Consider the following 6,192-nt stretch of genomic DNA (forward strand, 5'->3'; position numbering starts at 1 on the left):
AGACTTGCGCATCACGCGAGTGAAATGGCTTGATGCAGCGCGACAACATGTATCATAACGCGATATAATTCCGCGCTTGTCGCCCCGCCCCGCGCCGTCATTTCTACCGCTTACCATCCATGTCGTCAGGTTCCTCCCCGTCGCGCCGCACGTTGCGGCAATGGCTGCACAGCTTCATTCCCCATCCGATGACGCTCGGCTGGCGCGAGCGCCTGCGCTCGTGCACCGGCGCGCTCGTGGGCATTGCGACGGTCGGCGTCACGATGCGGCTGCTGCCTGGCGTGCCGGGCCTCGTGCCGCTACTCGTCGCGCCGATGGGGGCGTCGGCCGTGCTGCTGTTCGCGGTGCCGGCGAGCCCGCTCGCGCAGCCCTGGTCGATCATCGGCGGCAACCTCGTCGCGGCGACGGTCGGCGTCGCGTGCGCGCAATGGATCGCCGATCCGATCACGGCCGCCGCGGTCGCGATCGCTTGCGCGATCGGCGGCATGTTCGCGCTGCGCTGCGTGCATCCGCCGTCGGGCGCCGTCGCGCTCACGGCCGTGGTCGGCGGCCCCGCGATCCATTCGCTCGGCTTCGGCTTCGTCCTGCAGCCGATCGCGCTGCAATCGGCGATCCTGCTCTCGGCCGCGCTCGTCTATCACGCGCTGACCGGGCACCGCTATCCGCACGGCGGCGTACGCCCCGAAGCGAAACAGCAGGCCGGCGCCGCACCGGCGCGCGGCGGCTTCACGCGCGGCGACCTTGACGCGGTGCTGAAGCGCCGCAGCGAATGGCTCGACGTCGATCCGGACGATCTCGAAGCGCTGCTGCGCGAAACCGAAATGCAGGCCTATACGCGCACGTTCGGCCAGTTGAAGTGCGCGGACCTGATGACGAAGAATGCGATCGAGGTCGCGCCGTCGACGTCGATCGCGGCCGCACTGACGCTGCTCGACCGTCACCGCGTGAAGGCGCTGCCCGTGGTCGACGGCGAAGGCCGGCTGACCGGCATCGTCACGCGCGCCGACCTCACGCGCCAGTTGCGCCGCCCGACCCCGCTGTGGCAACGCCTGTCCGCACGGCTGCCGCAATCGTTCGGCGGCCAGCCCGCGAGCGTCGCGTCCGTGATGACGCGCGACGTCGCATCGGTGCCGGAAACGATGCCGATCACGGCGCTCGTGCCGCTGTTCACGCATTCGGGCCACCACCATATTCCGGTCGTCGATGCGTCGCGCCGGCTCGTCGGCATCATCACGCAGACCGATCTCGTCACGGGCCTTTATCGGCAGACCCGGATGCTCGAGGCCGCGTAGCGCGCATCCCGCGCCGTCACCGCCTGCGAAATGCGAAATGCAACATTCCGCTGCATTTCGGCCATTTATATCATGTTGTGATATATTTACCGCCACCGTAACCGACTGCCCGCCCGACCTCGATGAACGATACCCGACGCGCGCTCGCGAAAAGCGATTTCCAGCAACTGTCCGAGTTCCGCTATCAGATGCGCCGCTTCGAGCGCTTCTCCGAACGCGCCGCGCAAAGCGAAGGCGTGACGCCGCTGCAATACCTGCTGCTGCTGCACATCAAGGGCTATCCGCATCGCGAATGGGCGACCATCGGCGAGCTCGCGGAACGCCTGCAGGCGCAGCACCACGGCGTCGTGGCGCTGGTGACGCGCTGCGAAGCGCTCGGGCTCGTGAAGCGCAAGCCGAGCGAGGCCGACCGTCGCCAGGTTGAAGTCCACCTCGAACAGGCAGGCGAAACGCTGCTCGCCCGTCTCGCGGCCATGCACCGCGCCGAGCTGAAGTCGCTCAAGGGCGCGTTCCAGGTTCCCCAGATCGATTACTGACCCTTGCCCTCGCCACGCCGATGAACGCACCACACAAACGCGATTTCGCGATCAACGAACGCCTGCCCAGGATCGCGTTGCTTGCCGCCGGGATCGGCCTGCTCAGCACGCTTGCCGCGTTCGTGCTGTTGAGCCTGATCCACCTGTTCACGAACCTGTTCTTCTTCCAGCAGTTCTCGTTCGCCGACCATTCGCCCGCGAACAACACGCTCGGCGCATGGGTGATCGCCGTGCCGGTGATCGGCGGGCTGATCGTCGGCCTGATGGCGCGTTTCGGTTCGGAAAAGATCCGCGGCCACGGCATTCCCGAAGCGATCGAGGCGATCCTGTTCGGCAAGAGCCGCATGTCGCCGAAGGTCGCGATCCTCAAGCCGCTGTCGTCCGGCGTCGTGATCGGCAGCGGCGGCCCGTTCGGCGCCGAAGGCCCGATCATCATGACGGGCGGTGCGCTCGGCTCGCTGATCGCGCAATGCGTGCACGTGACCGCCGCCGAGCGCAAGACGCTGCTCGTCGCCGGCGCGGCCGCCGGCATGACGGCCGTGTTCGGCACGCCGGTGGCCGCCGTGCTGCTCGCGGTCGAACTGCTGCTGTTCGAATGGCGTCCGCGCAGTTTCCTGCCGGTCGCACTCGCGTGCGCGGTGGCAGGCTTCGCACGCGCGGTGTTCTTCGGCGTCGATCCGCTGTTTCCGGTGACGACCGCCGCGCCGACGCCCGTCGCGCTGCTGTCGTGCATCGTCGCGGGCCTGCTGTCGGGCATGCTCGCGTGCGGGCTGTCAGCTGCGCTCTACCGCGTCGAGGACGCCTTCGCGAAGCTGCCCATGCACTGGATGTGGTGGCCCGCGCTCGGCGCGATCGTGATCGGCATCGGCGGCTGGCTCGAGCCGCGCGCGCTCGGCGTCGGCTACGACGTGATCGGCGACCTGCTGCACCAGCACATCGCGCTGAAGGTCGCGCTCGCGCTACTGATCGTGAAAGCCGTGATGTGGGTGATCGCGCTCGGCTCGGGCACCTCGGGCGGTGTGCTCGCCCCGCTGCTGATGCTCGGCGCCGGCCTCGGCACCGTGCTGTCGCCGGTGCTGCCGGGCGGCGATCCGGTGCTGTGGCCGCTCGTGTGCATGGCCGCGACGCTCGGTGCGACGCTCGGCGCCCCGCTCACCGCGATCGTGTTCGCCTTCGGCCTCACGCACGACGCCAACGCGCTGCTGCCGCTGCTCGCCGCGACGCTCGTCGCGCACGGCTTCGCGACCATCGTGATGAAGCGCTCGATCATGACGGAAAAGATCGCACGCCGCGGCTACCACATCTATCGCGAATATGGCGTCGATCCGCTCGAGCGGCACGATGTCGGCGAAGTGATGACGTCGGCCGATCGGCTCGTCGCGATCGACGGTTCGGCGACGCTCGCTACCGTCGAGACGCAATACTTCGGCGCGAAGCAGGCGCACCGCGCGTATCCGGTCGTGCAGAACGGCCGCCTGCTCGGCCTCGTCGATCGCGCGACGCTCGACGCCCAGCGTGCACAGGCGAGCGCCGATACGCCGATCTCGGCCGCATTCGCCGATCGCGCACCGGCCGTCGCGCTGGCTCACGAAACGTGCCGCGTCGTCGCTTCGCGTCTCGCGATGCTCGGCCTCGAGCGCCTGCCGGTGGTCGCCGACGAGCAATCGCTGCGCATCACGGGCATCGTGTCGCGCAGCGACCTGATCAAGCCGGCACTCCAGCACTTCGACGACGAACACAAACGCGAACGCTTCCGTCCGATCGTCCCGGCCAACCTGCGCGAGGTCGGCTCGCGCAAGATCGGCTGACACAACCCGCGTGCGCGGCGCCCTGCCGCGCACCGCTTCCCCGCCTCACGTCGCTGCACGATGCCGCGCGCCCGTCGCGCGCCGCGTCGCATCGCGGCCACCTTATCCGTTTAAAGTTGGTTAACAATTCGGCGGACGAAAGTTTGTCATCATGGTGTTCATGCGACGGGGCCATCCATCAGCCATTCCACTTCGTCATTCAGATAAAGAGTCGCGGCGCGGCATGCAGCACATGCCGCCCGCCGCGGCCGTCACCTCACCACACCACGACCGGGCAGCGCACCGACCGCCACGCATGACGTCGAGCCATACGCGACGCATGCGGCGCCGCAGCAACATGCGCAGCATCCGAGCCGCCGTTTGGCAAGCGCGTTAACAACTTGTTTCGGAATGACCGGAACCGAGCCTGCCAGATGCGATCTCACTTGAACGCAGCACTGCTGCGCATCCCACTCAATCAATCACGACTCGAGGGAGATAACGTGAACGTGAAATACTTACCGCTCATCGCATTGACCGTGGCAATTTCTGCTCATGCCGCCGAATCTGCCGTGCAGAACGTGGGACAAAGCCAGAAAGCGGCTCCCGACGTCTCGGCGTGCATCGCCAAGACCTGGGCCGACAAGTCGCAACAACAGGTGATCTCGCAGAACGTGCTGGCCAACGGCCTGGCGACCGACGTGTACGCACCGGGCCAGCAGCCGCCGAACGGCGCCGCCGCGATGGTTCGTCCGTCGTGGAAGCCGGGTGCGAAGACGTGGGTCGGCGTGCGCGGCGACGCAGCGTCCGCCGGCGACATCAACGCCTGCCTGTGACGACGTAACGAGAACAGGCGCTCCGGATGGCCTTGCGCCATCCGTTTGCGACGAGCCCCGCTTCGGCGGGGCTTTTTCTTTGCTGCGCGGAAAGCGTCTTACAGGTAGCTGCAGACGTAATCGAGCGTCTCGAGCACTTCGATGTCGAAGCGGCTCTTGCCCGGCACGGAGAACGATTCGCCGGCGCCGTAGGTCTGCCATTCGCTGCTGCCGTCGAGCTTCACGCGGCACTTGCCGGCCTGCACTTCCATCAATTCGGGCGCATCCGTGCCGAAGTTGAGCGCGCACGGCAGGATCACGCCGAGCGTCTTGCGCGTGCCGTCCGGGAAGAGCACGGTATGCGACACGCACTTGCCGTCGAAATAGACGTTCGCGCGCTTGACGACCGATACGTTGTCGAATTGGGTTGCACTGGTCATGTGATGCCTCTGATTGCTGGATGCCGGATGGCGATGGAGTGGGAGGCCGGCCGTAGCGGCGGGCCGGCCGCTATGATACCGGCTCGCGCAACGTGCGTCGGAATCGCATGCGGCCCGCACATGCCGGGCACACGATCGTCAGGATCACTACGTGATCTGCGCGGGGTGACGGCTCACCGCAATCCCTTGCGCCGCGCGGAATCGCGCAGGCAATCGAGCAGCATCGCCGCGGCCGGCGTCAGCGGGCTGTCGCGGCGCGTGACGACCTGCACCGATACGGCCGGCAAGCGCTCGCGGATCGGCAGTACCGCGAGCTGATCGCGCGCCCATTCGCCTTGCAACAATTGCTCGGGCATCGATGCGATCAGGTCGCAACCGGTCATCAGGCTGTGCGCGAGACCGAAGCTCGGGCATTCGACGACGCGCGCCGGCACCGGCAACCCGTACGCGACGAACGAGTTGAACAGCACCTGTGTCGAGCTTTCCGGCGACGGATTCATCAGCCAGTCGGCTTCGACGAGATCGGCGAGCGACGTGGCCGACGCGAGCGGATGCCCTTTGCGCGCGACGATCAGCGAACGGCTCGCATAGAGTTCCGCGTGATCGAACTCGGCCGCCAGCAACTCGGGGACGACGACGGCCACCGCGAAATCGAGCGAACCGTCGTGCAGGCGCGGCAGCGCGACGCCAGGAAATCCTTCGATCAGATTGACGCGCGCCACCGGAAAGCGGCGCCGGAACGCACGAAACGCGTCGGGCAGGATCGTCACCGCCGCCGCCGGCGTGATCGCCGCCGCGACGGAACCCGTCATCGCGCCCTGTGCCTGCTCGATGTCGTCGCGGGCGCGCTGCATTTCGGCGACGATCAGCCGCGCGCGCACCTGCAGTTGCTGGCCGAACGCGGTCAGCTGCACGCCGCGTGCGGTGCGCACGACGAGCGATACGCCGAGCGCGATCTCCAGTTCCTTGACCGCCTTCGTGAGCGCAGCCGGCGACACGTTCAGGCGCCGCGCGGCCGCGCGAATGCTCCCTTCTTCCGCGGCGGTGACGAACGCTTTCAGCTGGTGGTATTTCATGGCGGCAATGCGTGATCCGTGGAAACCCTGTGCGGCCGGCCGCGCAATGGCTCAGGGTATTCCCGAGCGGCAACCGACGGTGTGCACCAAAGCAATTTAGCAGCTTCTGGTACGCAAAAGAAATTTATATGCTTGGTCGTCACATGCGCGTCAAACGCCCCACCGGCCCCACAGCAACCATCTTGAGACAGCCCATGTCATGCGCAATTGAAATCCGGCTGCCAACGCTCGCCAGTGCGAGCGAGG

Annotated in this window: 6 protein-coding genes; 4 read left to right on the top strand and 2 right to left on the bottom strand. The window is 67.0% G+C overall.

The window, feature by feature from the left end; all coding sequences use genetic code 11:
* The first annotated feature begins 119 nt into the window (after positions 1-119).
* The 4 genes from WS61_RS28415 to WS61_RS28430 all read left to right on the top strand — a co-directional run bounded on the left by WS61_RS28415 (position 120) and on the right by WS61_RS28430 (position 4,451).
* Positions 120-1,292, top strand: coding sequence for an HPP family protein (locus tag WS61_RS28415; protein WP_059505469.1), 1,173 nt, complete (start codon positions 120-122; stop codon positions 1,290-1,292).
* A gap of 122 nt (positions 1,293-1,414) precedes the next feature.
* Positions 1,415-1,828 carry a MarR family winged helix-turn-helix transcriptional regulator gene (locus WS61_RS28420; protein WP_059505471.1) on the top strand — a complete coding sequence of 138 codons (414 nt, stop codon included), beginning with the start codon at positions 1,415-1,417 and terminating at the stop codon, positions 1,826-1,828.
* Positions 1,829-1,848: 20 nt separating this feature from the next.
* A complete protein-coding gene (locus tag WS61_RS28425) occupies positions 1,849-3,636 on the top strand; it encodes a chloride channel protein (protein WP_059505473.1) in 1,788 nt (595 codons plus the stop codon).
* 482 nt (positions 3,637-4,118) lie between these two features.
* On the top strand, positions 4,119-4,451 hold the full coding sequence (locus tag WS61_RS28430; protein ID WP_179949320.1) for a hypothetical protein: 333 nt from the start codon (positions 4,119-4,121) through the stop codon (positions 4,449-4,451).
* Positions 4,452-4,549: 98 nt separating this feature from the next.
* Here WS61_RS28430 and WS61_RS28435 read toward each other — a convergent pair whose 3' ends face one another.
* Both WS61_RS28435 and WS61_RS28440 read right to left on the bottom strand, forming a co-directional pair.
* Positions 4,550-4,870 (bottom strand): pyrimidine/purine nucleoside phosphorylase, encoded by a 321-nt coding sequence (locus WS61_RS28435; RefSeq protein ID WP_006478890.1) that lies wholly within the window; start codon positions 4,868-4,870, stop codon positions 4,550-4,552.
* 173 nt (positions 4,871-5,043) lie between these two features.
* On the bottom strand, positions 5,044-5,946 hold the full coding sequence (locus WS61_RS28440) for a LysR substrate-binding domain-containing protein (RefSeq protein ID WP_059505475.1): 903 nt from the start codon (positions 5,944-5,946) through the stop codon (positions 5,044-5,046).
* Positions 5,947-6,192: the final 246 nt, after the last annotated feature.

It is taken from the genome of Burkholderia sp. ABCPW 11, assembly GCF_001523445.1.
Classification (GTDB): Bacteria; Pseudomonadota; Gammaproteobacteria; order Burkholderiales; family Burkholderiaceae; genus Burkholderia.